Source organism: Rathayibacter sp. AY1D2 (assembly GCF_002932695.1).
GTDB lineage: Bacteria > Actinomycetota > Actinomycetes > Actinomycetales > Microbacteriaceae > Rathayibacter.
Genome location: NZ_PSVX01000121.1, coordinates 1 through 2,469, shown reverse-complemented (window position 1 = coordinate 2,469; position 2,469 = coordinate 1). Strand labels below are relative to the sequence as shown.

Genomic DNA, 2,469 nt, shown 5'->3' with positions numbered 1-2,469 from the left:
GGGAGGACGAGCACGTCCACGTCCGCGTAGATCTCGGACAGCGGTGTCGTTGGAGGCCGCATGACCCACTGCGCCGCCACATCGGAGGGCGGCGTCCATGACTGGGCGAAGGTGACGATGCCGACGTCCGGATCGGCCCGCAGCAGGGCGTTCAGAGTGTCCGCGCCCTTGTAGCTGCGGACGGTCCCGATGAAGCCCAGAGTCAGACGGCCGTCGGTGGAGGGCCCGCGCGGCCGATCACGCGTCGTCGACACCCGGGTGTGGGGGATGACCGCGGACGCGTCACCGAGATCGAAGCGCTCGGCGTACACCCCGCGGAGTCCCGCGCTCGAGAAGGTGACGAGGCCGGCGTCGCGCGCGATCCTGGCCTGGCTCCGGCGGAGCCGGGACGGAGCCTTCCGGCGCAGCGGATTCGCCTTCGCCCGGTTGAGGAGGGACTCGGATCGGAAGGCCTCCATGATCGAGACGTCGTCGTCGTCGAAATCCGCGACCACGACTGTGTTCGGGATGCGGGAGAGGCGCCGAGCCAGACGCGGCAGGGGGTCCGTCCCCTTCGAGAACCAGACGATGGTCCTCCGCTCCGACGCTGACGCGCGGACGTCCCGCTCGATGCGCGCCAGATCCCTCCGACCGAAAGGAACGACCTCCGCAGGGAACTGTCTCGCTCCGGCCCAGAGCTCCCCGTCCTCGAAGGCGAGAACCCGCACGCGTCCGAGCTCAGCCGCGGTGAGCGCCATGCTCAGCGCACGGCCCAGGGAGTTCGTCTTCGTCGAATCGCCGATGACGAAGGTCTCGGTGTCGATGATCTCAGGCATGTGAGCTCCGATCGGCTGGTCTGGTGCGGTCTGGTCGGGCAAGGGGGAGCGTGCTGTCACCGCGAGGAGCGGGGGAAGGTCCTCACGCGGGTGCGGTCCCCTCCGCGCTGAGGACTCGGCGTCCCCCGCCGCGTCGGAGGCGGTTCCGCTTCGCGGGGCGGAGCCGGGCGGGCGAGCGCGATCAGGTCCGGCGGCAGCGTCAGCGAGATCACGAAGACGCTCACTGAGACGACCCACGTCATCAGGTCGAAGGAGAAGGCCATCGCGAGCATCACGGCGACCTGGGCCCGGCCGAGGCGGTCGGAGCCGATCCACGCGCCCCCCATCGCCAGCACCATGAGGGCGAGCCCGATGCCACCGCTGATCGCGAGCGTCCAGATGAAGTGGTTGTCGATGACCAGGAAGCCGTCCTGCTGCAGCAGGCCCTGCGCGAAGATGCTCAGCTCCGAGAAGAAGCCGCTGCCGATCGCTCCGGTGGGAGAGCCGCGGTGCAGGAGCTGATCCGCGCTCGCCCATCCTTCGAGGCGGTGGCCGAAGGAGTCCGAGGTGGCCGCCTGAGTCGCGACGGCCGAGAGCCCGAAGTCGCCGAGGAAGATCGCGACTCCCGCCCCGATGACGATCAGGACGTTCTTCACCCGCGTCCGGGTGTTGGGAGCGAAGAAGAGGTAGACGACGAAGCCGATGGCCGCTGCGACGAACGCACTGCGCGTCCCCGAGAGGACGAGGCCGGCGACCGCAGCAGCGAGCGAGACGAGCCGGACCGTTCGGGACAGCTTCGACCCGAGAGCGAGGATCAGGAAGAAGCCGAACATCACGATGAGCGAGAAGATGATCGGGTGGCCGGTCGTGCCCTGGATCCGGATCAGGCCGGGGAGGAACGGGTTGTACCGGATGACGGGAAGACCCGCCGTGGTGAGGTTGCGGTAGCCCCAGACCGGCTCGGGCAGGACGGTGAGCTCGGCGATGCCGACGGCGACCTGCACGAGGACGGTGAGCGCCGTCCAGCGCAGCAGCGGCACCAGGTCCTGCTCGCCGAGGCGGGACACGACGGGGAACAGCAGCAGCGGCACCGCGATGAGGGCGAGGACGGTCGCCGGGGAGCTCGAGGAGATCAGGAGGCTCACCCCGGTCGTCCAGACGAACCAGGCGAGCAGGAGGAGCCGCGTGCGCTTCCTCGGCCGCGTCCGCTCGCCGAACGCCCAGGCCAGGATCAGGAACACCGCAGCGACGCCCGTCGAGGCGTAGCGGACGGCGTCCGGAGCGGAGGTGCTCGCGCCGATGCCGAGGACGAAGATCGAGAGGCCGACGGCGTAGCCGCGGAGGCCGACGGCGCGCCGCGGGAAGGTGACGACCAGGAACAGCAGAGCGAGGGCGGCGGCGACGATCAGCATGCGGCACGCCCCGTCCCCCGGAGTCCGGCGGCGCGCGGATTCCGGTGACGGAGGCAGGGCGATCCGGCCGAGGCCACTGGTCCCCGGTTCCGCGCAGCGGCCGACCTCGAGTACGGTCCGGTCACGCTGTCCGCACCGCGTACTTCTCCTCGGTGGCGGCCTTTGCGGGGCGCCACCAGTCCTCGTTGGCGCGGTACCAGTCGATGGTGGCGGCGAGTCCGGCGTCGAAGTCGGTGTAGCGGGGGCGCCAGTCGAGTTCGGTG

Annotated in this window: 2 protein-coding genes and 1 pseudogene; all 3 read right to left on the bottom strand. The window is 70.3% G+C overall.

The window, feature by feature from the left end:
* The coding region (locus C5D04_RS17675) for a hypothetical protein (RefSeq protein ID WP_146087906.1) at positions 1-815 on the bottom strand (815 nt) is incomplete at its 3' end.
* 56 nt (positions 816-871) lie between these two features.
* Positions 872-2,206 (bottom strand): O-antigen ligase, encoded by a 1,335-nt coding sequence (locus C5D04_RS17670; RefSeq protein ID WP_104232717.1) that lies wholly within the window; start codon positions 2,204-2,206, stop codon positions 872-874.
* Positions 2,207-2,327: 121 nt separating this feature from the next.
* Positions 2,328-2,469 (bottom strand): annotated as a pseudogene (locus C5D04_RS18790) (dTDP-glucose 4,6-dehydratase); the annotation flags it as partial.